The sequence below is a fragment of the Romboutsia sp. LXY-2 genome, assembly GCF_056171995.1.
Genome location: NZ_JBKFGI010000004.1, coordinates 128,986 through 154,306, shown reverse-complemented (window position 1 = coordinate 154,306; position 25,321 = coordinate 128,986). Strand labels below are relative to the sequence as shown.

Sequence of the window (25,321 nt, the reverse complement as noted above, 5' to 3'; positions counted from 1 at the left end):
ATTTATAACTCCTTTAATTCTTCAAAGAGAGTAACAATAAATCCATCTACATTATTACCTGATACATTATATTTTTTACTTTTCAATAACTTTACTTCTGTTATTTTATTTAGTTTTTCAGCATAAAATATTTCCACTTTATATCCGTTATATATTAACTTTAAAGAGTTTCTTTTATATTTAAAGTTTTTTAAGTAATCTATATATTCTTCTAAGCAAAAATTATTTTCATTCATTATTTTTGAATGAGGTACACCTACATATCTAAAGTGCCATACTTCTTCTGATATATTTGTTATTTTTTCTTTGTCTTTTTTATATCTCATTATAAAACCGTAGTCCTGGGCTAATTCTTTAAATTCTTTACATATACCATGGTTAGGAAAAGAAGGACATATAAAATCTACGTTTTCTAATACCTCACCTAAGTCAATTGCTAATCCAGTTTGATGTTCGCTTTGTCTAGGTTTAGCAACATATTTTTTTGTGAATTCTATTCCATTTTCTAGTATAGAATCTTTATATATTCTTCTTTGCTCTTCTTCACTTCTATAGCCACTTACTGCCACTAGTTTTTTCTTTCCATCTATATCATCTATTAAGTTTAAAAGAGGTTTTACCATTAACTCATTTATATATATTGGCTTTTTCCCATAAATTTCAAAATAATCATTATCTAAAGATAGTATGCTTACTATCCCTTGTCTAAACTCATTATCTTTGTTTACTAATATTAAGCTACCAGAGTATAGCTCCTTATTAGTTAGTTTTAGTGTTATATATTCATCATTATCCTTTAAACTTATTAAGTCTTTTACTTTATTTAATATGGAGTAATTGTATTTAGATTCTTTAATTAATTCATTCATAAGTAATATTCCTCTTAAACTGTTATAAGTTCTTCTACTAAAGTAACTTCTATTAATTTATCAATTAATTTTGTATAACTTAATCCTATTAAGTTCATCATTTTAGGATATCTACTATTTGCTGTAAATCCTGGTATAGTGTTAACTTCGTTAAAGAATATATCCCCTTTTTTATCTATAAACATATCTACTCTTGATATACCTTCACAAGAAAGTAGCTTATAAATTTTTGTAGCAGTCTTTTTTACTTCCTCTGTTTTTTCATTACTTATTCTAGCAGGAGTATGAATTTTTGAAGTTTCTAGATTGTACTTTTCATTAAAGTCAAAGAATCCTCTAGTTAACTCTATTTCATCAACGCCTCCAACTATTACATCACCTTGTCCAAGGACTGCACAACCAACTTCAAATCCATCTATTGCTTCTTCTAATACAACTTTATTATCGTGGGCGAATGCTTCTTTTATTGCGTCATCTATTTTTTCTAATCTTTCAACTCTTGTTATACCAATTGATGATCCTGATTTTGCAGGTTTTATGTAAATTGGTAATTTCATATTTTTTTCTTTTATTTTTTCAATAACATTATCTTCATCTTCAAATACTATTAATGATTTTGTTACGTTTATACCAGCTTCTTTTACTATATTATGAGCTATTGCCTTGTCCATACAAATTGATGATGATAGTGTTTTACAACCTACAAAGGGAATCCCTGATAATTCTAATAATCCTTGTAGTGTTCCATCTTCACCATTTTTACCATGTACCACTGGGAATATTAAATCTATAGCGTATTCTTTTATTTCATTGTTGTCTATCTCTACATAACCTTTATGACTTGTACATGGTGATATATATGCTTTTTTACAATTTTTATTTTCAAACCATGTGTTATTTCTTATTTCTTCAGTAGTTCCACTAAAACTTGACCATTCTCCATCTTTAGTAATTCCTATCATTGATACATTATATTTACTTCTATCTATGTTATCTATAACTGCTGATGATGATTTTAAAGAAACCTCATATTCATTAGATTTTCCACCAAATATTATTAATACATTTTTCATTTTTATTTCTCCTTAAATTTTAGTTTAGTATGTTAAATTAGTTATTTATTTTCCTATAAGACTATTCTAAGATTTAAAGATTAAGAGATTTATAAGTAAATCTTAAGTTTTCTTAAGTTTTTATTTTCAATTCTTAAGTTGAATTAATAATTATCTATATGTAGATATAATAAAAAAAGCTATGTTTTAATAATAATTATTAAAACATAGCCTATTTGTATACTTATATGATTCATATTCTATATCTATCTATTGTTAATTTACTTATAGCAGATCTATAATTTTAGTAGCAATTCTATTTCCGAAGCATTGATCATGTTCTACAAAAAGGATAGTTAGATTTTCTTCTAGTATCATGTTTTCTATTTGTATACGAGATATTACATCAATAAAGTTTAATGGTTCATCCCAAATATAAAGCTTTGCAAAATCACTCAAACTAGCAGCAATAAGCAACTTCTTTTTTTGACCTTCACTCCATTCTTCAATATTCTTTTCGTATTGAGTGTTGTTAATTCCTAATTGATTTAAACTACTTTTTAGTTTCTGTTCTTCTATTTCTCTATTTTTAGAAAAATCTCTTATATTTCCTTTTAAATATCCTGTATCTTGAGATACAAATGAGATATTATCACTTTTATTAAAATATCCAGTGTATTTAATTTCGTCTCCCATTATTAATTTTAATATACTTGATTTACCACTTCCATTTTTACCTCTTAGCCATACTCTATCTCCAGGTTCTATATTAAAACTTAGTGGTTGTTTAAAAAGCTCTTTTTCATATATTATCTGTAAATCTATAACTTTAAGTAATTTTTCACAGTTTCCACTTATATTTCCAATTTTTAGTTTTTCTGTATTTTCGATGTTTTTAAGAAGCTTAGACTTTTCTTCTATTGCTTTATTTTGACGCTTTTCAATGCATTTTGCTCTCTTCATCATTTTAGCAGCCTTATGTCCAATAAACCCTCTATCTACAGGTCCACAACCAATTTTTGTTGCTTCAAGTTTATTAGACCATCCTGCTTTTTGTTTTGATGCTATTTTTAATCGTTTTATTTCTTTTATAAGTTTTTCATTTTCTGCTTTTTCAAATTCATCTCTTCTATCATTGTTTAATTGCCAAGTGGAGTAATTACCTTTTTGAATATCAATATTACTTTTGTTAATTGATAAGACATGATTAACAATTTTATCTAAAAAATTTCTATCATGTGAAACTAATATAAAGCCTTTCTTATTTTCTAAGTAATTTGCCACACAATCCCTACCTTCTGCATCTAAATGATTGGTAGGCTCATCTATTAATAAGAAGTTATTCTTTCTTAAAAATAAAGCTACTAAAAGTAATTTTGTTTGTTCTCCGGAGCTTAAGGTATTGAATGTTCTATTTAATATATCTGGTTCTAGCCCTATTTTCCTTACTTCTTTTTCTATCATTTCATTTATAATATATCCGTCATTTTCTATATACTTATCTAAAATATCACCATAGTCCTTAATATACTTAGGATCTTTCATATACTTTTCCATTTCAACTTCCCATTTTGTAAAAGGTGCGATGGCTATTCTCATTACCTCTAATGCATACTTCCCATGATCTTCTACTTCCATAGGGAAGTAATCAAAATTTACGTGACTTGTAATTTTACCACTATACTTATAATCTCCTTTTAGGAGCTTTAAAAATGTGGTCTTTCCTCTCCCGTTTCTTCCTATAAAACCCAACTTCCAATCTGTGTCTATATTTATTGATACATTTTTGAATATATCTTCACCATGTGTATCATATTGAAAACTCAAGTTATTTATTTTAATTTGTGCCATAATTATCATCTCCTTTGTTAAGGAAATAAAAAAACTTCCTTAGCTCTATGGTATTTTTACTACCCAAAGAAAAGAAAGTTATATTATACAAATTTATGACATGTAAATAAAAGCTGTATTAGCTAGTACTTAATGATGATTATGTTATAATATTTAATCTTATCCTTAACTTTAAGTAGTTTATAGGCTTTGTTAATAAAACATCTATTATGATGCTTTTACCTATTAAAACTATCTGATTGTTAATTTGAATAAGATTAATTGTTCATTTTATCTAATCACCTCTATGTTTATTTTAATAATTATTATAGTAGTAAACTATATTTATTTCAAGTACATATTAATATTTTTCTAAATTCTAATAAAGTTTGTAGCTAATCGTTCTTCTAACTCAGGTCTTAAAACATTATTATTTTTCCCTAACTCTATACATTTTATTATCCAAGCCATATTTCTCCCTAAAACCCTCATTATTTGAAGTCCCTCTAAGTCTTGTTTTACTTCTTCAGGATTGTTTCCATGAACCATATTCCAATATTGAGAACTTACGATAGGCATATTTGAAATTGAAAGATATTTGTTCAATTGATCAAAAGTTGCTGTTGTTCCACCTCGTCTAGCACTACAGATAACTGCACCTGGTTTAAATGCAAGATGTTTACTGCCACTATAAAATACTCTATCAAGGAAAGATATTATTGAACCAGATGCTGATGCATAGTAAACAGGTGAACCAAATATAAATCCATCAGCTAACTTAGCTTTTTCAACAAACTCATTTACTATATCTTCCGTAAAACATTCTCCAGTTTTCTTACATGAACCACAGGCAATACATCCACCTATAGGTTTGTTTCCAAGTTGAAATATTTCAGTATTAATTCCATTTTCTTTCAAAGTTTTTGATAATTCTTCAAGAGCTGTATATGTACATCCTTTTTTATTAGGGCTTCCATTTACTAATAATACTTTCATATAATTCCTCCATTTTCCATCATAATATTTATGTCTATAATATTAAGACTAGTTATTTCTTATTATATTTGCAACTATAAATAATTTAAAATTACATTTATCCATATTATTTTATAGAGAATGTTTAGTAAGATAACCTATGTTTAATCAAAAAAGAGCTACAATTTTTATTGTAGCTCTTTTTAATATTTGAACTAAGCTTTAGAATATCCCCCTAATCTTTGAGTAATCACTACCAAGTTCTTTTTGCATTTCGTCTTTAAATATACTAGCACTTTTATAGAAGTACATATCATGGCGAACACACTCTGAAGCCATAGATATCATTGGCTTTGACTCTGTCCAAATAACCTCAGCTACGTTTTCACTAAGTATTTGCCCAAAGACTACTTCTTTTTTATCAGAAACAAGGGTAATAAATCGACCTCCCATTTCTTCGTACTTATCTTTTAACATACCATGTTTTACACAGTTTTTAAAAGGTAGCATAAGACCTTCATCTTCACTAAAGAGAACAACACCTACATTTACATCATTTTTATCTAATTCTTTAAGCTCATCGTAAACTTCTTGTATATCATCTTCCCAAATTTGAATTAGCAGTTCATGTTTTGTATTTTTAATCATATTTCTGCATTTAGCAAATACATTTTTATATTCTTTTATATGCCAAATATAGTCTAAGTCAGTAACTGAACCATAATCTTTTAATTGGATGGATAATTCATCTAAAGTGTTATTAGTTTCATGTTTAATTCTTTCAGAAACCTCTTCAATTGATACTGAAGCATATTTTGTTACTGAATCATTTTCAGAGAATAGTACAAAGCCTTTCCTCACTAATGACTCTAGTGTTATATATATTTTTGAACGAGGTACCCCTGATAGCTTACTTGCTTCATATCCTGAGATACTTCCTTCTTTTACTAAAGTTAAATATACTTTAGCCTCTGAATCATTTAAACCTATTTTATTTAATAAGTTTATTTTTTCATCTATCATTAATTATTCTCCCATATATTCAAATACTCATAAATACCTTTATTTATGCTTTTTACCATGGTTGCATTGCTCCGCCTTCTTCTGCAGGTCTACAGTTTTTAGCAAATAATGCAAGACACCCTTTTTCTTCTTTAAGTGGTGGACATACCCAGTTTTCTCTTCTTCTTGCTAACTCTTCATCACAAACATCTAGTGTTACTTCACCTTTAATAGTATCTACTATTATTACGTCTCCATTTTCTACTAAAGCAATAGTACCTCCATCATAAGCTTCTGGAGAAACATGACCTACTATTGCACCATAGTTAAATCCTGAAAACCTTGCATCTGTAACTAATCCTACACTTTTATGAAGTCCATATCCTACAAGGGCATCAGTTGTTAACATCATTTCTTTCATACCTGGAGATCCTTTACATCCTTCATAACGAATTACTATTACATCTCCTGGTACTATATCTCCATTTTCAATAGCTGCTAAAGATTCAAAGTCATTTGAGAAAACTTTAGCTTTACCTTTAAAGTACTTCATTTCTTCTGGAACTCCTGTCGGTCTTACTATTGCACCATTAGGAGATAAGTTACCTCTAAGTACTTGCAGTCCTGGTTCATTAAATAATGGATCCTCTAAACTTCTTATTATATCTGAACTTTCAACTTTTACTTTATCTAATATATCTTTCCATGTTCTACCATCTATTATTGGTACATCTGTATATAATTTATCTTCTATCATTTTCATTACAGCTTTTACACCACCAGCATAGTGGAAGTCTACCACTGTATAAGGTCCACTTGGTATTACTCCTGTTATACATGGAATTTCCTTTGCATATTTTTCAAAGTCTTCCATAGCTACTTTTATACCAAGTTCATATGCTATAGCTAATATATGTAGTACTGCATTTGTTGAACCTGCAACTGCCATATCAAACATAATTGCATTCATTAATGTTTCTTTAGTAATTAACTCTGATGGCTTACGTCCTGATTTTACTAGATCAACTGCAAAACTTCCAGCTTCTCTAGCTTTTCTTATTTTCATATTATCAGAAGCAGGTATTGTCCCTGTACCTGGTATTACTAAGTTCATTACTTCACCTAGCATTTGCATAGTATTTGCAGTACCCATTGAAGGACAAGCTCCAAATGAAGGACATACATGTTCTTCCATGTCTGAAAGTACTAATTCATCTTCACCAGCTAAAACAGCAACATCTAGTTCAGCTTCAACAACTTGTTTTCCACAGTAATTACCTGGTTGCATAGAACCACCTGTTACTACCATTGCTGGAATATCAAGTCTAGCTGCAGCTAAATATGTACCAGCTATTATGTTATCACATGATGCAACCATTACTATACCATCAAAATGATGAACTTTAGAAACAAATTCTACTGACATACAAACAATGTCTCTACCTACTTGTTCGTACTTTAATTCTTCAGCTCCATTTGCAACATTACCACAAGTAGCAGGTATTCCAAACTCTACAGGAATTCCTCCTGCTGCCCATATACCCTGCTTTACAGCTTCAGTAATTTGTCTAAGGTGTGCACTTCCTGGAGATCCTTCCATAAAAGAGTTTGCTACACCTATATGTGGTTTTTGTTTTATATCCTTATCTGTATATCCTGCAGCCTTTAACATAACACGTCTATGTGTTGCCTTTGGTCCATTCCAATATGCTCCATTAGTTCCCATAACATTTCTCCCCTTTGAATATTGTTATAATTTAATGTTTTATATTTTCCCAAGATATTTTATATTAATTTTTAGAAGTTAGGTTCAATTATTAAATCTTCAGCTTTTATTTGGTCAACTACTTCATCTTTCCAATTTTCTGGTGATATATCTTCAACAGATACTGATACATGTCCTGGTTGACATCCAAATTCTTGTACTGTTAACATTTGTACCTTTTTTGCAAAGTCCTCTTTTACTTCTTCGCTTCTTCCAGGATACATTTTTACTACTATATGTGGCATGATTATTCCTCCTTAAAATTTATTCCCACTCTGTTCCTATTCCTGCTTCTTTAGCTTTAAGGTTAATTGCTCTTGCAGTCATTAAGTCTAAAACTCCTATTCCAACATTTTCATAAACTATTATTTCATCATCATTTTCACGACCTACTACTTTACCAAGTAATACATCTCCTATATCCCCTGTAAAATCTTCTTTTGTTATTATTCCTTGTTCTAATGGTATTAATATATCTCCTGCTTCTGATAATACAGCTTCTTCTGAGTCAAAGTATATTTTAGATGTTCTTGGAAGTACAGCAGGGTCTAGTTCTTGCATATGATGTTGATATGCTCCTACACAACTTATTGTTGCTCCTTTTTTAACTTTTGTTCCGTCAAATACTGGTTTTGTTGATGGAGTAACAGTAACTATTATATCAGCATTATCAATTGCTTCATCTGAAGAGTTAGCTTTAATAATTTCTGTTTTATATTCTTTAAGGTCTTCTTTCATTCTTTCAACAAAAGCATTTGTTCTTTCTTCATCTAAGTCGTATACCTTTATTACTTCTAAGTCACGAGATACCATCATCGCTTCTAACTGAGCCGCAGCTTGTCCACCAGTACCTATTAAAGCTCCAACCTTAGCATCTTTTATTGCAAATAAATCAAATGCTGCACCTGAAGATGCTCCTGTACGAAGTTGAGTTACATAAGTACCATCTAGTATTGAACTTACTATTCCTGTTTTTCCATCTATTAATAAAACTTGAGCTGGTGCTGTTGGTAAATTTTCTTTAACATTTTCTGGGAAAATATTAACGACTTTAAGTCCAGCTACATCTAAATCTTCTACATATGATGGCATAAATAAAAATACGCCATTGTGATTAGGTGCTTGAATTGTTGTTCTTAGTGGCACCTCACTTTTACCTTGAGAAAATAACTTGAAAGCTTCTTTGTTAGTTTCTATAGCATCTCTCATAGTGAATACTTTTTTTATATCTCTCTTTGATAATAATAACATTTTGATCCCCCTAATTTATGAATATGATTTTAGTAGTTCCTTTTGGTTACTACTATTGTTAATTTAAGTGTATCAATTTTTTAACAAATGTCAATTATAAGATTTTTTATAATATAATTATTAATTATTATTTAGTAAATAAAAAAAGCTATGATAACCATAGCTTTTTTTACATCAGGGATATTTATTAATTTTTAATACTTACAATACTGAGTTCTTATATTTGTCATCTCATCTACTATCTCATCTACCTCTAAAACCATTTCCATCATTCCTATCTGTTCCTCATAAACAGATTCATTAAATAATTCTTTCATATCTGGTTCAACAACATGGAACACCTTTAATCCTAATTCTACACCTGCAAGTGGACCTGCAAATGTAGGATCTCCAGCAGTAACTGTTTCAGCTGCAAGACCTGCAGCTTCGGCTTCAGCAGCACCTAGTAATATCAAAACATTCTCTGCACCATATTTTTCAGCAGCTTCTTTAACTCTGTTTTGATTTTCTAAGTCCATAGCCCCAGCAGCCGTTCAGACAAAACATTCTGTTGATGAAAAAACTACTTCTGTGCCATTAACTGTCTTAACGCATTCTTCTATAGCTGGACCTGGTATACCATCTCGATCGCCTATAATAATTACTTTTTTATTTTCTAATAAGCTCACTATCTCTCCTCCAATATCTATGATTTTATTTTTTCTTTTTTATTTTCAGGAACCTTTTCTTCTAATAAGGATTTAGTTAGTGATATACAAGCAAATATCATTATAAATACAAATGGAAATGCTGCTAATAATGATGATGTTTGTAGGGCATTAAGTCCACCTGTTAATAATAAACTAACTGCTAGTAAAGACTGCATTAATCCTAACATAATCTTTCTTTTATTTGATGGATTTAAATCTCCATTTGAAGTGAACATTCCTAATACAAAAGTAGCTGAGTTTGCTGACGTAATAAAGAATGTTAGTAATAAGAATATTACTACAATAGATAAAATAAATCCAAAATCATAATGTGATAATACTTCAAACAGTGTAATTGATACATCTGATGACATATTTGTTAACTGTGCTAAATCAATAGTTCCATTCATAAATAAATCTATTCCTAGCGTCCCAAATATTGAGAAGAATACAAAAGATGCTAAAGCTGGAGCAAACATAACTCCTAGAATAAATTCTCTTATAGTTCTTCCTTTTGATATTCTAGCTATGAATGTTCCTACAAAAGGAGCCCAAGCTATCCACCAAGCCCAATAAAAAACTGTCCAACTGCTAAGCCATGAATTGTCTCCATATACACTTATATTCATACTATCAACAAGAATATTTTGAGTATAGTTACCAAAAGTACTTACAAAAGTATTTATAATATTTAATGTAGGACCTACTAAAAGTGCAGCTAAAGTCAGTAATGATGCAGTAAGCAAGTTTATATCAGATAAAATTTTCATACCTTTGTCTATACCTGACACTGCAGTCCATATAAATACTATTGTTGTTATTGCTATAATTGATAGTTGAGTCATAGCATTATTAGGTAAACCAAATAAATAACTAAGACCACTATTAATCTGTAATGTACCTAAACCTAGTGATGTTGCAATCCCTGCTATTGTAGCAAAGGCTGCTAAAGTATCTATTACTACACCTATTGGACCATTAACTTTATCTCCTAGTAATGGTTCAAATAATTGACTTATTAATCCTGACTTTCCTTTTCTATATTGGAAATATGCTAGAGAAAGTCCTATTATACTGTATCCTGCCCAAGGATGAACTCCCCAGTGTAAGAAGGATGACTTCATAGCAAACTTTGCTGCCTCAATACTTGCAGGATCTATACCTTCTTTAGGTGATATAAAATGTGATATTGGTTCAGCAGCGCCCCAGAATACTAGACCAATACCCATACCTGCACCAAATAGCATAGCAAACCATGAACCAGTCTTATACTCAGGTTTTGAATCATCTGGACCTAGCTTTATATTTCCAAACTTACTAAAGGCTAGCCATATTGCAAATACTACAAATATCATCATAGATAATAAGTATAGCCAGGAAAATTTTGATGTAAAAAAATCAAAAGCGCTTGATACTACTTTACCTAAACCTTCACCATCTATTACAGCCCATAGACATATGGGTATAGTAATAATCAATGATGAATAAAATACTTTATTATCTACCTTATTTTTTTTCTCATCAGCTCTTATCATAGTTCCCCCTATATTTTTAGTAATAAAGTCTACTTAAATAAACTAAATGAATAAACAAGATGATAGGTAGATAACTATTTGTGTTTAAATACAGTTTGTTCTTCTATTTCTGTACATAAGGCATCTAAAGCTGTTTTAACCATATTATGTCTCATTGTAAATTGCTCTTCTTTTGATAATGATGGGTTACCCATAGGATATGGTATAGATATAGTCGGTACTATTCTATTTGCTCCTACTGTTTTTGCTACTGGAATAAGGTTACACATTTGAACAATTGGGAATCCAGCTTTTTCAAATTCTTTTACCATCGTTGCACCGCAACGAGTACAAGTGCCTCATGTAGAAACCATGATTATTGCATCTACATTATCACTTTGTAAAAATGGTATTATTTCTTTAGCCATTTTGCTAGCTTCACCTTGTGTTGTACCTGTTCCAACAGTAGTGTAGAAGTAATCATGTAATTTACCTATTACACCTTCATTTTCATACTTTTTAAGAGAGTCTATAGGAGTTATTACATTTGGATTATCATCTGCTACAGCTGGGTCAAATCCTGCATGTATAGTTTTATATACTCCTGATTGTAAAGATTCTAAGTTAGATATATCATACCTTCCCCATCTTGTTGCTGAAGCAGATTGTATTCTATCAGGATTATCTACTGGTACTATTCCACCTGTGTTTACTAATGCTATTTTTGCTTTGCTTATATCTTTTATTGCATCAGCTATTTGCACTCTATCAATTTTTGGTACTATAAGTTCAGTCTTATAGCTTTTTCCCGTTAATTTATTTATAAGCATTTCTACTGCTCTATCTGATGCCATTATCTTATCGTCTCTAAAAGCTTGATGTCTTTTTCCTCTTTCAAAAATTCCTTCAGTATTTGCATCTAATATTTCTTCGCCATTAATTACTTTATTTCCTAATTTAGCCATAGTAGAAAGGTCACTTCTCATCTTTCCTGCACTGTTTCCACCCTGTAATATATACATATCTTTTTTAAACATTTCTACACCAGGATTTTCTATGTGCATTGATGTTACTACTTCTACACCAAACTTTTCTTTAACAGCCTTACATATATGTCCACATGCAACTCCATATCTACCTGCTTGGAAAGCTGGACCTGCAAAGAATATATCAAATTCTTTATCTTCAAGATAATTTATTATTTTATCTATTGCTTCATCTGTATTTGAACCCATGAAATTATCTCCACATATTATTGTGTGTGTAATTTCTGCGTTTTCTAACAGTTTATTAAGTTGTAGTGCAGGACCAACTAGTCCTTCTCTAATTTCTGGCTCAAAATCAGCCTTATCTTCTCCACCTATTTGACCAAAGAATTGATTAAGATATAATATAGCTTTTTTCATTTTTAGCACCCCTTCCTAGAATTCCTTCATTGTCTTTGTTGACCATCCTAATACTTGGTCTCCACAGAACATTGAGTTATTTTCCATAATAATTGATCCATCTTCTCTAACTGAAGGTCCTAGTATCTCATCATTTGACCATCCACCAGAAAGACCATCTCTACTTAATGCTTTTAATTCTCCAAGTACTACATCCATTGCCGAAAGCTCTATAAGCTCTGATACATTACCACAAGAAACTACTGCATCTAATTTTTCATCAAGAGTAACAAGTGGTTGTGAATTTCCATCTCTTCCTGTACATTCATTTGTTAAACCTACTACCTTAACTCCTGCATTTTCTAAAGCTACTACACATCCAACAAAGTCAGCATCTGGATTACCATATCCTTCTTCAGCAACTATAGCTCCATCTGCTCCTAAAGATTTTGCTATTTGAGCAACAAATAAAGCTGATCTTTCTTTTTGTTCTAAGGCAACATTTAAGTTTGATAATATTACACCTAAGAAATTTAAACTTTTTCCGTGTTCATTATAAATTCTTTTTATTATTGGTGCATTTTGCATATCATAAGTAGACCATTTTGATGAACATGGCATGAAGCTTCCAGAAATTAAAGCTCCATCTAGTATTTCATTTGGATGCATTAGAGTTGGAACAAAATGATTCATATCCCAACCATATACTAAGTCGTTATATCCCATCTCTTCCATTTGAGATTGCCCTTGTAATACTAATACCACACTTGGAAGACTATTTACTTCTTCACTTCTCTTTGTTATAGGCTCAAGTTCAAAAGTTTCCACTTCATCAGGTTGTAAATCTCTTAGACATTCAGCTATATACTCTGCCATTTTATGTCCTGCTTTTCTTAATGCATCATTTTTCTTTTGTTGTTCCTTTTTCTCAAAATCTTCGTTTGTATCAGCAACTAAAACTACATTTTTAAGTTTTGAGAAGTAAGTATAATCTGCTCCTTCCCCACCCATGTCTATAAGTCCATCTTGGAAGCCTCCCCAGTGCTTTCCAACAACTAACACACTACAATCTTTAAGTGCATAAGTAGTTCCTTCACCACACTGTGCTATATCTCCAATATATCCTGGGAATAAACTATTCTTATCTAACTTTATTCTTGGCTCTATAGCCTCTTTAACTGGACATAATCTAACCATATCTCCTGGATTTACAATATGTAAATCAGCATCAGTTATTCTTTGATCTGATTTTACAAAATTTAATACATCTTCTTTATCTATGGTAAGTATCCCATTATTAAAAGATGTTTCTTTACCAAATACAATGTCCTTAACATAAAAGTTCCCAAACTCTAATTTCACAATATTCCCCTCCATGATTTTTTCTTATTTGTTACAATTTGTTGTTTCTTAATATAATTTTACTTTTTTAAGAAGAAGATATATTTGTAAAATTTACAAACATTTAATCAGACTTTTAAAATTTTTATAAACACTTTTTTTAATTACCTTTTTTTGTTAAAATAAAAATAAACAAAATACTATGGGGGAATTTCTAATGGGAATATTAGTAAGAGATATATTGAAGCTTGATATTTTTAAAGATAGTAACTTAATAGCTGGCAAAAATGGATTAAACAATACTATAAACAGAGTTTCAGTATTTGATTGTCCTATTCATGAACAAAGAGATAGATTAGTATTAAAAGAGGGGGATTTTTTTATTACTAATTTTTTTGCTTTTAAAGAAAGCCTTGAGTATTCAATTTATGCTATTAACTTTTTAAAGTCTTGTAATAGTAGTGGTTTATGTATAACTAACGAATATTTAGATTTTTTTACTCAGGATTTGATTCATCATTGTAATAAAATTAATTTCCCAGTAATAACTATGGATTATAGTGTATCTTATGGGGATATTATAAGAGATATTTCCTACCTTATATATAAAAATAAAGATTTTCAGATGCATGAATTATTACTTGCTGATTTAATTAATTCTAATAGTTTAATAGAAACAAAGAAAATTCTTAACTCTATAAATCCACATTTTTATGATTATACAACGGTATTATATTTTCATGCTAAAGAGATAAATAATAATTTATTATCAATACTGAATATAAATAAAGAAAATATATGTATTCCATATAAAAATGGATATATTTTTATATTAAGTTATTTTGATACCAATTCTACTAATATAGATTCTTTACTTTCTTATTTTATAGAAACTATAAGAAACAACTCAAAAGATTGTATTATAGGGGTTAGTAATAATTTTAAAAATCTTGTAGATGCTAAAGATGCTATTAATCAAGCAGTAATTTGCGCAACTTCAATTAATTTTACTAATGAAGATGTTGTATATTATAATAATCTTGGTATTATGCCTTTATTGCATGCTTTTAAGCACACTTCTGAAGCAAAAAACTTTTATCATGACACCATAGACCCTATTATTGCATATGATCTTAAGTACAAAAAAGATTTATTGCATACATTAATTACCTTTATAGAATGTGGTAGTGATTATAAATCCTGTTCTAATATTTTATTCCAACATGAAAATACAATAAGATATAGAATTTTAAAAATTAAAGCTATACTAAATTTAGATGATAATTTAGTGGAGTTTTATGAAAGGATATCATTGGCTGTAAAATTACATAAAATATATAAAAAGGATATTAATTAATATCCTTTTTATATTTATTTATTAACTTTTATTAAGTAAATACCTTATTTTATATATAATCTGTTTAAAAGTACCTTTAAAATAGTTAACTCTGCCTTAGGTTTGCATCTTCCACAAGCTTGTCCAGCATGAGTTTCTTTTACTATTTCTCCTACACTTCTACATCCCTTTTCTTTTGCTTTTACTATATCTTCAACTGTTACATTAAAGCAACCACATACTCTGTTATCATTACTCATATATAGTACCTCCTATTGCTAGTAATATTTATATATATACCAAGTAAATATACTTTTAAACTTATAATATATAATACTAAGTTTTAGTTATTTTTTACTATAATCTTATTTAAATTATAAGTTTTTGATATAATAAAAATAATTACTTATAATTAGGAGATTTTAAATGAAAAATGAATTATCAAAAAACAACAACTCTAATAAATTTGCATTTAATGATGCTATGATATTAGATAAAATACAAGAACTTTTAAATGGCCAAGACTTAGATGATTTAGATTTAGCCCCTGAAAAATTAGAGCTTTTAAAAAATCAATTAATGGAAAATATATCTTTAGATGAAGTAAATGATTCGGCTTTCATACTTGCAAAAAATATTGAAGACCTTTCAGTTTTACCTGATGAAGATATTAAAGATTACATAAAAAGACTAAAAAATTACTTTGATACCACTTCTGTAAAATGTATTAAAGCAGAATACAAAGGAGTAGAATTTGAAGTATATAAAGACTCTAGCATAGATGATGTATTTAAGGATTATTATTCTAAGTATGATGAAATGTATGGGATTACTGATATGCTTCATTATTTAGGTCTAAAGTAATATATTATTACATTATAAAAATCCACGTCATTTCTGACGTGGATTTAAGGTTTCAAAGTGTTTAACAATATTTTCTAAACTAAACAACTATTTTCTATTTCTTTAATTATATGATTTCTCTAAACTCTTACATAAAATTTTGAACTAATGCCTTGACAATATCTTCAAAGTCTCCACTTTCATCAACTTCTAGTAATCTTGGTTGGGATATTTGTCCACCATGTTCAAAGTTAACTAGGGATATAACTATTTCCGAGTCATCTATATCAATAAGTATACTTACTAAGTGACTCATATCTAACATCAAGTCACCAATATCCTTTAAAACATTGTCTTGATAAATATCATCAGCATAATGACTTAAACTATATTTTTTTCCATTTATAAAATCTAATTTATCTAAATTTTCATTTGTTTTACCTATAGTTAATAATAATCCGTATTCTTCATCTAACAATAAATTAGCATAGTCCTCTGGACTATTTACGTCTTCATAATCTTCATCAAATAATATTACATCTAAGTAATCTTTATCTACTAAACTTACTCTTGATATTTCTTTTGGATATTCATAAAGTAATTCTTCTTGGTTATCACTTATATATTCTATAAAATTAGTTAATTTAAATTCTTCTGGTTTTATTCTTATGGCTTGCATATTATACATCCTTTCGTTTTTAAGCATAGAGTATAATTTTATCACATTTATGAATTATTTTGTAGTTTTTTGTCATATTTATTGTATAATGAAATAATTTTACCAGTTCACTATTTATGTATAACTCATGTAACATATTAAAAAGCCTAAAACAGTTTAGTTTTAGGCTTTTACAGTACTATATAATGTGAATAATGTTATATTTAACATTTGATTCTAAAAGTTATTTTTAAATAATAATTTATATTAAATACTTTCTTGTCTTATATTTTCTATTATATTTTCTTTATTAAGCTTCTTCATAGGAATCATAGCTGATAATAATGTTATAGAATAAACAGCAACTATTGAAACAATAACAGCTTCCCAAGGTAGTATTGTTCCAAAAGAAATAACTTCTCCTACAATTTTATTCATTAGAATACTTACTCCTACACCTATGGGGACTCCATACAATAAAGAAATAGTTCCATATAAAATACTTTCTAAGTAAACCATTCTATTAAAGCCTTGTGGAGTTACGCCTATAGATTTAATAATAGCTAACTCTCTTTTTCTTAAGCTTATATTTGTACTAATTGTATTTATAATATTTGTTGTACTTACTAGAGATATTACTATTAAAAATCCGTATACAAATATTTGCATCACAAGATATGTCTGTCTTAATTCTTCAGCACCTTTTCTTTCATCGTAGAAGTTCCATTCATATTTCTCAGAAAGTTCTTCGATTTTTTGTATTGAAGTTTCGTTATCTACATCAATATATAATGTATCCTTTTCAAGCTCAACTCCTATATTTTTAGCAACCTCATCGTATGTTATAAAATCTAATCCCCATTGTCTATATGAACCATAACCTAAAAGTTTTTCATCAGTTATTCCCATTATCTTAAGATTATAGTCACCTATTTTTTCTCCAAAGCTATTTTCAACACTAACTTTAATTATATCTCCAACTTTATATTTTGTTAGAGTTGCTTCTCCCTTTTTCCCAGGAGCTGAATATGAAATCTTATTTATTAATATCACTCCATTATCTTTTATTGCATCATCTTTATTAAAATTACCTTCATTAAGAGTAATACTACTTATAAACTCTTCACCAGGGAAGTTTATTACGTTATTTTTTGTATTGTAAACAAAATCATTTCCTATTTTTTCTTCATCAAACTGATCTTTGAATAATTCCTTTTCATTATTTTTCAGTTTATTATTTAAATCACTGTCTTTCATGTTAATACTTAAGTATGTTGGTAAATTCATGCTATCTTCAGCAAAATTATTTACACCATCTAACTTACTTATTTCATCTCTTATATTAGTATACTTTTTATTTTTAGAACTTGAGATTGATGACATATAAACATTATAGTTCATTTCCTCACTTCTAATTGATTGAGCCTTTAACATTACTTTCATAAATCCACTAAATGAAATAAATATTACTATACTAACTATCATTGAAAGAATTATACTTCTGTATCTTTTTCTATTTCTCTTAATATTTTTATATGCAAGTACACCTTCTGTTTTAAATATAGCTTTAACTAATTTAGAGTCTTTAACTTTTTTAAACTTAAAATCACCAGTGTTTCTAATTGCCTCAAGAGGTGATATTTTTGCTGCTTTTACAGCAGGTATCATTACTGCAATAAATATTGTAAATAATACTATTATTGTACTAAGTATTATAATTTTAGGAGAATATATTACTTGAAGGTTTAAGTCTGCAATAAATGAATTTTCAAAGAATTTTTTTATTACTTTAAAAAGTACATCTATGGCAACGGTACCACATAATAATCCTATAGGAACACCTATTAAACTAACTATTACCCCTTCAGTTACAACCATTTTAATTATTTGGCTTTTAGTTGCTCCTATTGAGCTTAGTACACCAAACTGCTTTTTACGCTCAACTATTGATATACTAAAAGTATTGTAAATAGTAGATATAGTACATATTACTACTATTGAAGTAACTAAAGTTATAATAGATATTATTGAAGAGCTAATATGTTTATATTTACTTCCACCAATTAAGTTTAGTAAGTGATTGTTATAATATATTCCAGGTTCTGTTTCAATATTTGATTCTATATTTTTAACTTTTGCAGACCCAGCAATTTTTGATGAATTATTATAAACTGTCTTAGGGTCTTTCATAATACATCCAATGTTTACAGTGTCAAAAGGTAACTTATCATTTATATTAAGATAAGTGAATCCAGTAGTAACACTTTTACCATATTCAAATCCTGGCTTTTTAGCTATCCCAACTACTTTAAAAGCATATTCTTTTGTATTTTTAATAGTTTCATCTTCTTCTACACTTGCTCCATTAACTATCTGTCCATCTGGAAAAGTTCTATCACCTATGTCTAATTTTATAGTGTCCCCTATTTTAATATCTTTTTCAAAGTTTACTAAACTATCTTCACTTAAAACTATTTCACTATTATTAGTAGGTAATCTACCTTCTTTTAATTCTATTAAAAAACCTTTAAAAGCATTTTCATCATATTCTTTTACTGTTAGGAGCTTGCCATTTTCTTTATCTATCATAGCACTTCCTAACAAACTACTTAATCCGCTTTCTTTTACGTCAGCATTTTGTTCAATATATTTTAAGTTTTCTTTTTCAACATAATTGAAAGATACATGGTAACTACCTTTACGCTTAGCTGTTTCTCTTATTTGAGAGTCCATTAAGCTTTCAAATATGTTTCCTATACCACAAATAAGTGCCGTTGATAATATTACACCTATAATAGTTATTATTGTTCTTCTTTTATTTTCCTTAAGATATTTAAGTGTTAAAGATGTGTATAAATTCATTTATATCACCTCATCACTTTTAATCATTCCATCTTTTATTGTAATAACTCTGTCAGCTTGACTTGCAATGTTTTCATCGTGAGTTATCATTATTAATGTTTGGTTATACTTCTTTACTGATAATTTTAAAAGCTCAATTATTTCCTTTGAGTTTTTACTATCTAAATTTCCTGTAGGTTCATCAGCAAGTACTATCGCAGGTCTATTTATTAGTGATCTACCTATAGAAGTCCTTTGTTGTTGACCTCCACTTAACTCATTTGGAAGATGGTCTTCTCTTTCTTTTAGACCTAATGTATTTAGTAGGTCATCTAGATATTCTTTTTCTATTTTTCTACCATCTAGTTCTGCTGGAAGTAGTATATTCTCTTTTACACTTAATACAGGTATTAAATTATAAAACTGATATACAATCCCTACATTTCTTCTTCTAAATATTGCTAGATCCTTTATTTTTAGATTGTATATATTTATATCGTTAATGTAAACTTCACCGCTTGTTGGAGAATCTACACCTCCTAGTAAGTGTAGAAGAGTACTTTTTCCACTTCCACTAGGTCCAACTATTGCTACAAATTCACCTTTATTTATTGTTAGGTCTATGTTTTTTAGAGCATCTACTTTTGTCTCATCTTTTCCATAGCTTTTGCATAGATTTTTTACTTTTACGATTTCCATAATTCCCTCCATATTGAATAGTTTATACTCTTATTCTAGGTTAGTAATGTGACTACAATGTGAATAATATTGTGACAGTTTAGTCACATTAGTTGTATAAAAAAAGAGTTAGATATTTTATCTAACCCTCACCATATATAGCTAATTTTTTAATTAATTATATCTTATTCTATATTTACTCTAAAACTTGATAAATACTTAGAAGTATCTTCAATATCCATATAACTTTCAATTACAAAGATATCGACATACTTAATCTCTTGTCCAATACTCTCTAGTTCATATATTTGGTTACTAATTCCATCACTACCATCTATACCAGTAGACATTCTTAGCTCCCTACCTTTATCATCTTTAACAATAATAAAATTATTATGAGGATTACCTAAAGAAGGCTTAACAGGAAGCTCCATAAATACCTCAACATAAGTATTAGTAACATCTATACTTAACAAAGTATAATCTCCATCTTTTTTATTAATATCAAAATGCTTCTTACCATCATCCATTGCAGCTATATCAAAATTAAAATACCATTCTCCATCAATTTTTCCTTTGAACACTTGATTTTTATATCTTGGTATACTAAATCCTATATTAAAGTTAGCTTCTTCAATATCATTATCTACATTCAACTCTAATAAATAACTTAAGTTTACAGTATGCTCATCAACAAATTCAACCACTCCCGGCCCGTATCCATAACTAATTGGCTCTACTCCATTAATAAGAAGCTTTAAATCCTCTATGTACATATTTTTCTGACCATCACCATATGGAGAGTCTGAAACAGCATTTATAAAGTCTGTATCCTCAAAAGGCTTGTCAGTTTTTAATGTCATATCTAAGTATAGCTTCTTTTTATCATACATTGCCTTATCTATAGTAATCTCAAGACCATTACTCTTACTAGATACATTTATAGGCGTTGCTATTAATTTATTCTTTTTAATCTCTTCTTTTTCTTCTTCCCTTTCAGGATAATTTTTGGGGTTATATTCTGCTTGAGTATCCTCTTTTATTGACTCATTTATTTTATCTAGCATACTTTGAAACTCTGATATATTTTTTATTATATTGTCAGCTAAAGAAGGGTTCATAATTCCTACCCCTAACATTATTACACTTATAGATGCAGCAGTTGTAATTATAACATTTCTTTTCTTTCTTTTATTCTTCATTCGCTCAGAAGAATATAATCGTTCTTTCATTTTTATTTTTAGATCTTCATCATTATCATTATTTATTTCTTTATACTTATCTGTATCTATTTTTACTTTATTAAAAACTTTAAACTTATCTATCATAATCTCACTCTCCTATTTTAAAATACTATTTCTAATCTTTTTTCTTCCTCTAGAAAGCCTACTATGTAAGTTAGTTACATTGGTATTGTTATCACTAGCTATTTCTTCTAACTTGTCTCCATTTAAATAGTATCTAGTGAAAAGTTCCTTATCTTTATCATTAAGAAAGCTTAACATTTCATTAATCTCTTCTTCGATCTCAAGTTTTGCTAAGTTTTCATCTACATAAAATAAATCATTGTCTAACTCAAGATTTACTTTGTGAATATACTTCCTTTTATAATCTATTGCTTTATACTTAGCTATTGCACAAATCCAGTTTTTAAAGGAGCTTTCCTTAGAATTAAACCCTTCTATATTTTCCCAAATAAGTAATAATACATCACTTATACATTCTTCTTCATAATTTTGTAGTGGGTTAAGATGTGTTCTAATTATGGAGGTTAATAATCCGTTATAATTATCTATTAATAACTCCATCCCCTTTGGATTACACTTTTTAATATATTTTACTATGATTTTATCTTTCAAATTTATACCTCCCTGTAAAAGCTTTTACAACAGTTAATACGAATTTTAGCACAAAAAACTGGCAATTATATAAAATTTTTTTATAAATTTTAAAAAGCAACTAATTAGATATTTATAATCTAGATTAGTTGCCCTTTATTTACCATATAATCAAATACTTCTGTATAATTATAATTTTATTTATATAGCTTTTTCATCTTTTCGATTATTTCTATATATAGCTTTTCACTATTATCGCTTCTTATTTCTTCTGCTATTAATCCATCCTTTAACCATATTATTCTATTACAATAACTAGCTATAAGTGGATCATGTGTTACCATTATTAATGTTTTATTAAGCTCAACATTTGCATTAACTAAAATATCTACTATCATCTTTCCTGTTTTTGAATCTAGATTTCCTGTTGGCTCATCCGCAAATATAACACTTGGTTCATTTATTAAAGCTCTGCATATTGCTGTTCTTTGTTTTTCTCCACCTGATATTTTTGATGGCTTTTTATTTAGTATATGTTTTATACCTACTTTTTCTGAATAGTAGTTACATTTTTCAAACATAGTCTCTTCTTCTTCTCTATCTATTATCATAGGAAGCATTATATTTTCTTGTACAGTAAGGCTATCTAGTAAGCGAAATTCTTGAAATACAAAACCTATATCCTTAAGCCTTATATCTGAAACTTCGTCACTGTACATTTCTTCTTGGTTTTGCCCCTTATAATAAACATTACCTTCACTTGCTTCTTCTATTAAACCAATTATTTTTAATAGAGTAGTTTTTCCACAACCAGAATTCCCCATTATAGCTATACGTTCACCTTGATTAACACTAAAAGTTATCCCTTTTAAAACCTCAACTTCTCCATAGGATTTTTTTAAGTCCACTACTTTTAAAATTTCCATATTACTTACCCCCAATCTGCTTAATTAATAAACGAGATATTGTAAAAGTTGAAATACTTAATAATATTAAAAATACTAATGTAATAATTATATATACTTTAGCACATGTAATAATCTCAACATAATTAAATCCACGCATTGAAATATTCATTATTATAAATACTAGTGATGTTAATATTGCTAATGCACATGGTACAGTAACAAAAGTTCTTACTTCTTTCTTTATTATAGAATCAGATTTCTTTTTCTTTTCTCCTAAAAATCCTAATAACTCATAACGATTTTTGTAGTAATCTATATTTCCAAAAACGTGAACAAATACTATAATTATACTTGCAATAGCAAAGGTAATTAAAACAGAAATATTAATAATCAAAGTAAAGATCTTCTCTCCTTGGAAAGCTTCTTCTAAATCTTTACCAATATATACAGACTGTACATGCCCATCTACTATTTTTTCATCATTATGTGTTTCTAAGTAATTATCAAAATAAGCATCTAATTTTTCGTCATTATTAGTATTACTATTTACAGTCATTAACCACTTTATACCATCTGTATTTTTATGTTCATTACTAAAGTATTCATCTGAGAATACTACTATATTTTCATACATTATATTAGATAATCGTCCTAATAGTATTTCTCTTTTTTCGCCAACCAAATTATAATCAAAATCAAAAATAATTTTTCTCTCCCCTGGTCCATACAGCCTAGGTTCACCTATTCTAATACTTGGCTTTGATCTTTTTACATAAAAATCTAGTGGGTGAGCCTTATTTGATTTATCTTCTTGATATAAAATATATATATCTTTATTCTTTAAATTAAGTGTTTCTCCAGTCAATTCTTTATAAGTACTTTCTGAAATTCCAAGATGATGACCTATAGGTAATGTTTTATAATGATAACCATATCCTCCATCTTCACCTCCAGGTACTGTTACTCTTAATACTTCATATAGTTTACTATCAACATCAAATTTTTCTTCTAAATTTTCAAGCTCACTTTTATCCTTATCATATGCTAAGCATATATAATCATAAGGATAAAGCCCTTCTGTATCTAAAGGAAATAAAGTTGCTATTTGGAAAATATAAGTTAAAAACATTACAAATATTAGTGAATATAACACTAATGAGTTTTTTAAATAACTTTTAGGTTTATACATTATAAGGTTATAAGTTAAAATGTTGTTTAGATAATGTGTTCTTTTGCTTTTTATCTTTCTAATTATATAACCTGCTCCATAATATATTGTTACCATCGCTACTAAAATCCAAGGATAAATTATATATATGGATTCTGCTCTATGAGGATCTGAGTATAATAATAGTAAAAATATAATAGTAATTGGTAATAGTAAAAATAGCTTATTTGCCTTAGGAGTTTTTTCTTCCATATCAGAATTTGAAATATTTAACATACTAGTTTCAATAGCCATTTCTTGAACTATTGCCATTATAAAACCTAAAACTAATACACATAAAACAAAAGATATAATAGTTATCATTATAATATTAGGCATAGGAATTATTAGGTTTTCTAGATAAATACTATATACTTTCCTAAATATAATAATCATAATGTTTCCTAAGATAGCACCAATAAAATAAGAAATAAATAAGCTTATTCCTAATATAAATCCCATACTTTTGTATATTTCTCTTTTCTTCATCCCCAAAAGAACTAATGTCTTAAAGTCATTCATTCTATTTTGAATGTAGTTTTTTAACGCATAAAATTGAATTAAAATATTTACAATTGTAATAACTACTAAGGCGTTAAGTACTACAACCGTAATTCCTTCACCAAGGTTTAAAGTATGTGTTTGTTGGATACTATGAACTACGAAAAGGTTTCCTAAAAAACCATAAACATATGTTACCGTTAATACTGCACTTATTATAAAAACTATATAATTTTTAATATGAGCTTTAAAATCCCTTAATAAAATCTTATAAACCCACTTATTATTTTTTTTAATTTTTATTTCACTATCAGTTTTAATTTCATCTTCTAATTCTACAAATTTAACATTATCTTCAAAAATTTCTTCATCATTATCAGTCTCTTTAACTAAACTTCCATCTTCATAATAAATATGCTGGAAAAGAAATACTGAAAAAGCAACTAGCCCCCTAAGAATAAGTACCCATGGTATAATTACAAAATTTGACTCATAACCATAAACAAGTAATATTACATAGGTTACCACATGCGCTACTAAACTCCCTACAAATGATAAATATACTAATATAGACTCATACAGCATATTTCTTTTATTTTTAATTACCTTTAAAAATTCTAATAAATATAATACAGAAATTATTAAGTTAAACCCTGTGTAGAATATTACTAATTTTTTATCTACATTAGTAAAACTTGCTGATGGAATTATCCATAAAAAAATTCCACATAAAAATATTATATTGAATAATTTTTTCATGTTCATAATTTTCTACCTTCTTTTATATATATTTGTTGTGTAATAGTAATTTAGCTTCACTCCCCCTTTGTTTCCTTTT

General features: G+C 28.2%; 22 protein-coding genes. 2 read left to right on the top strand and 20 right to left on the bottom strand.

What is annotated here, in order from left to right; all coding sequences use genetic code 11:
- Positions 1–2: 2 nt before the first annotated feature.
- The 12 genes from ACI48P_RS09035 to ACI48P_RS08980 all read right to left on the bottom strand — a co-directional run bounded on the left by ACI48P_RS09035 (position 3) and on the right by ACI48P_RS08980 (position 13,694).
- Entirely contained in the window at positions 3–869 is an 867-nt protein-coding gene (locus ACI48P_RS09035; protein WP_475214975.1) for a D-alanyl-D-alanine carboxypeptidase family protein, read from the bottom strand.
- Between the two features lie 14 nt (positions 870–883).
- On the bottom strand, positions 884–1,942 hold the full coding sequence (gene vanG / locus ACI48P_RS09030; protein ID WP_475214974.1) for a D-alanine--D-serine ligase VanG: 1,059 nt from the start codon (positions 1,940–1,942) through the stop codon (positions 884–886).
- Between the two features lie 264 nt (positions 1,943–2,206).
- Positions 2,207–3,772, bottom strand: coding sequence for a ribosomal protection-like ABC-F family protein (gene abc-f, locus ACI48P_RS09025; RefSeq protein WP_475214973.1), 1,566 nt, complete (start codon positions 3,770–3,772; stop codon positions 2,207–2,209).
- A 351-nt stretch (positions 3,773–4,123) separates the two neighbouring features.
- The gene (locus tag ACI48P_RS09020) at positions 4,124–4,747 is read right to left on the bottom strand and encodes a flavodoxin family protein (RefSeq protein WP_475214972.1); all 624 of its coding nucleotides are present in this window, start codon (positions 4,745–4,747) and stop codon (positions 4,124–4,126) included.
- A 201-nt stretch (positions 4,748–4,948) separates the two neighbouring features.
- Positions 4,949–5,749 (bottom strand): TrmB family transcriptional regulator, encoded by an 801-nt coding sequence (locus ACI48P_RS09015; protein ID WP_475214971.1) that lies wholly within the window; start codon positions 5,747–5,749, stop codon positions 4,949–4,951.
- Positions 5,750–5,801: 52 nt separating this feature from the next.
- Positions 5,802–7,454 carry a dihydroxy-acid dehydratase gene (gene ilvD, locus ACI48P_RS09010; protein ID WP_475214970.1) on the bottom strand — a complete coding sequence of 551 codons (1,653 nt, stop codon included), beginning with the start codon at positions 7,452–7,454 and terminating at the stop codon, positions 5,802–5,804.
- 71 nt (positions 7,455–7,525) lie between these two features.
- Complete coding sequence (locus ACI48P_RS09005; protein ID WP_475214969.1) at positions 7,526–7,738, bottom strand: tautomerase family protein; 213 nt, start codon at positions 7,736–7,738, stop codon at positions 7,526–7,528.
- Between the two features lie 19 nt (positions 7,739–7,757).
- The gene (locus ACI48P_RS09000) at positions 7,758–8,744 is read right to left on the bottom strand and encodes an ornithine cyclodeaminase family protein (protein WP_475214968.1); all 987 of its coding nucleotides are present in this window, start codon (positions 8,742–8,744) and stop codon (positions 7,758–7,760) included.
- A gap of 194 nt (positions 8,745–8,938) precedes the next feature.
- A complete protein-coding gene (gene grdA / locus ACI48P_RS08995; RefSeq protein ID WP_475214967.1) occupies positions 8,939–9,412 on the bottom strand; it encodes a glycine/sarcosine/betaine reductase complex selenoprotein A in 474 nt (157 codons plus the stop codon).
- A 17-nt stretch (positions 9,413–9,429) separates the two neighbouring features.
- Positions 9,430–10,968, bottom strand: a complete 1,539-nt coding sequence (locus tag ACI48P_RS08990) for a BCCT family transporter (RefSeq protein ID WP_475214966.1) — start codon at positions 10,966–10,968, stop codon at positions 9,430–9,432.
- A 74-nt stretch (positions 10,969–11,042) separates the two neighbouring features.
- The gene (gene grdH / locus ACI48P_RS08985; protein ID WP_475214965.1) at positions 11,043–12,353 is read right to left on the bottom strand and encodes a betaine reductase selenoprotein B; all 1,311 of its coding nucleotides are present in this window, start codon (positions 12,351–12,353) and stop codon (positions 11,043–11,045) included.
- A 15-nt stretch (positions 12,354–12,368) separates the two neighbouring features.
- Positions 12,369–13,694 (bottom strand): glycine/sarcosine/betaine reductase component B subunit, encoded by a 1,326-nt coding sequence (locus ACI48P_RS08980; RefSeq protein WP_475214964.1) that lies wholly within the window; start codon positions 13,692–13,694, stop codon positions 12,369–12,371.
- A gap of 196 nt (positions 13,695–13,890) precedes the next feature.
- On the opposite strand from ACI48P_RS08980, the gene ACI48P_RS08975 reads away from it, so the two are divergent.
- Positions 13,891–15,030, top strand: a complete 1,140-nt coding sequence (locus ACI48P_RS08975; RefSeq protein WP_475214963.1) for a PucR family transcriptional regulator — start codon at positions 13,891–13,893, stop codon at positions 15,028–15,030.
- A 44-nt stretch (positions 15,031–15,074) separates the two neighbouring features.
- On the opposite strand, the gene ACI48P_RS08970 is transcribed toward ACI48P_RS08975, so the two are convergent.
- A complete protein-coding gene (locus ACI48P_RS08970; protein ID WP_475214962.1) occupies positions 15,075–15,269 on the bottom strand; it encodes a (2Fe-2S)-binding protein in 195 nt (64 codons plus the stop codon).
- A 166-nt stretch (positions 15,270–15,435) separates the two neighbouring features.
- On the opposite strand from ACI48P_RS08970, the gene ACI48P_RS08965 reads away from it, so the two are divergent.
- A complete protein-coding gene (locus ACI48P_RS08965; RefSeq protein ID WP_475214961.1) occupies positions 15,436–15,873 on the top strand; it encodes a hypothetical protein in 438 nt (145 codons plus the stop codon).
- Between the two features lie 127 nt (positions 15,874–16,000).
- Here ACI48P_RS08965 and ACI48P_RS08960 read toward each other — a convergent pair whose 3' ends face one another.
- The 7 genes from ACI48P_RS08960 to ACI48P_RS08930 all read right to left on the bottom strand — a co-directional run bounded on the left by ACI48P_RS08960 (position 16,001) and on the right by ACI48P_RS08930 (position 25,248).
- Complete coding sequence (locus ACI48P_RS08960; RefSeq protein ID WP_475214960.1) at positions 16,001–16,531, bottom strand: hypothetical protein; 531 nt, start codon at positions 16,529–16,531, stop codon at positions 16,001–16,003.
- 246 nt (positions 16,532–16,777) lie between these two features.
- Positions 16,778–19,372: an ABC transporter permease gene (locus tag ACI48P_RS08955; RefSeq protein WP_475214959.1), complete on the bottom strand. Its 2,595-nt coding sequence runs from the start codon at positions 19,370–19,372 to the stop codon at positions 16,778–16,780.
- The gene (locus tag ACI48P_RS08950; RefSeq protein WP_475214958.1) at positions 19,373–20,050 is read right to left on the bottom strand and encodes an ABC transporter ATP-binding protein; all 678 of its coding nucleotides are present in this window, start codon (positions 20,048–20,050) and stop codon (positions 19,373–19,375) included. It lies immediately after the preceding gene.
- A gap of 164 nt (positions 20,051–20,214) precedes the next feature.
- Positions 20,215–21,357: a DUF4179 domain-containing protein gene (locus ACI48P_RS08945; RefSeq protein WP_475214957.1), complete on the bottom strand. Its 1,143-nt coding sequence runs from the start codon at positions 21,355–21,357 to the stop codon at positions 20,215–20,217.
- Positions 21,358–21,369: 12 nt separating this feature from the next.
- Complete coding sequence (locus tag ACI48P_RS08940) at positions 21,370–21,888, bottom strand: sigma-70 family RNA polymerase sigma factor (RefSeq protein ID WP_475214956.1); 519 nt, start codon at positions 21,886–21,888, stop codon at positions 21,370–21,372.
- 176 nt (positions 21,889–22,064) lie between these two features.
- A complete protein-coding gene (locus ACI48P_RS08935) occupies positions 22,065–22,793 on the bottom strand; it encodes an ABC transporter ATP-binding protein (RefSeq protein WP_475214955.1) in 729 nt (242 codons plus the stop codon).
- Position 22,794: 1 nt separating this feature from the next.
- Positions 22,795–25,248 (bottom strand): FtsX-like permease family protein, encoded by a 2,454-nt coding sequence (locus tag ACI48P_RS08930; RefSeq protein ID WP_475214954.1) that lies wholly within the window; start codon positions 25,246–25,248, stop codon positions 22,795–22,797.
- Positions 25,249–25,321: the final 73 nt, after the last annotated feature.